Raw genomic sequence first — 1,272 nt, 5'->3', positions numbered from 1 at the left:
GGGTGTCTGAGTTCAGGACATCGTGCACACCTGTCTCGGGACATCGTTCACAGCCTGAGTCCGGGGGTGAGCGATGGGGATGCCGGAGCTGGTCGTCACCGCAGTGCTGGTGGAGGGCCGCACCAAGAGCGAGGTCGCGCGGGACTACGGCGTCTCCCGCCGGTGGGTGATCACCCTCGTCCAGCGGTTCCTCGCCGAGGGCGAGGCCGGTCTGCAACCGCGGTCCCGCCGGCCCCGCCGCAGCCCGACCAGGACCGCGACCGCGCTCGAGGACCAGATCGTCGCGATCCGCAAGGATCTGGACCGGCACGGCCACGAGGCCGGTGCGGCCACCATCGCCGCACACCTGATCCGCCGGCACGGGGCCAGCCCCGCAGTGTCCACGATCTGGCGGATCCTCACCGCCCGCGGCTTCGTCACCGCACAGCCACACAAGCGGCCCAAGAGCAGCTACGTCCGCTTCGAAGCCGCCCAGCCCAACGAGCGCTGGCAGGTCGACATCACCCACTGGCCGCTGGCCGACGGCACCGACACCGAGATCTGCAACTGGCTCGACGACCACTCCCGCTACTGCCTGGCCAGCACCGCCGCAGCGGTGTTCACCGCCCCGGCCATCGATGCCGCCTACCGCGCCACCGCCGCCCAGCACGGCGATCCCGCCGGGGTGCTCACCGACAACGGCGCGGTCTTCACCGGCCGCTACCGCGGCGGCGGCAGGGTCGCCCTCGAGGTCACCCTGCACGCCCGCGGCGTGATCCTCAGCCACTCCCGCCCCTACCACCCGCAGACCTGCGGCAAGGTCGAGCGCTTCCACCAGACCCAGAAGAGGTGGCTGGCCACCCAGCCGGACCCGACCACCACCGCCGGCCTGCAGGCCCAGCTCGATCGGTTCGCCGCCTACTACAACACCGTCCGGCCGCATCGCGCGCTCGGCCGCCGCACCCCGACCGAGGCCTACACCGCCCGCCCCAAAGCCGCCGCCAGCGGCATTCCGCTCATCGACGGCCACTTCCGGGTCCGCCACGACAAGATCGACTCCAACGGCAAACTCACCCTGCGGCACAACAGCCGGCTGCACCACATCGGCCTGGGCCGACGGCACGCCGGCACACCCGTCCTGGTCCTGGTCCACGATCTGCACATCCGCGTGCTCAGCACCAGCGGGCGACTCCTGCGCGACCTGATCCTCGACCCCAGCCGGGACTACCAACCACAGGCCTCAACGTGAACGATGTCGCGAGACACCTGTGAACGGTGTCCCGCGACATCGCA

1 protein-coding gene is annotated in these 1,272 nt (G+C 71.0%); it reads left to right on the top strand.

Annotated features, from left to right (window positions below; genetic code table 11):
- The first annotated feature begins 79 nt into the window (after positions 1-79).
- Positions 80-1,228, top strand: coding sequence for an IS481 family transposase (locus MY526_RS26930; RefSeq protein ID WP_436705489.1), 1,149 nt, complete (start codon positions 80-82; stop codon positions 1,226-1,228).
- The last annotated feature ends 44 nt before the right edge of the window (positions 1,229-1,272 follow it).

This window comes from Geodermatophilus sp. CPCC 205761 (assembly GCF_051383655.1).
GTDB lineage: Bacteria > Actinomycetota > Actinomycetes > Mycobacteriales > Geodermatophilaceae > Geodermatophilus.
This window is presented reverse-complemented; position numbering and strand designations above follow the sequence as displayed.

Excerpts from the sequence above, each read along its gene's own strand:
- MY526_RS26930 (WP_436705489.1), top strand. The coding sequence starts at position 80 with ATGCCGGAGCTGGTCGTCACCGCAGTGCTGGTGGAGGGCCGCACCAAG.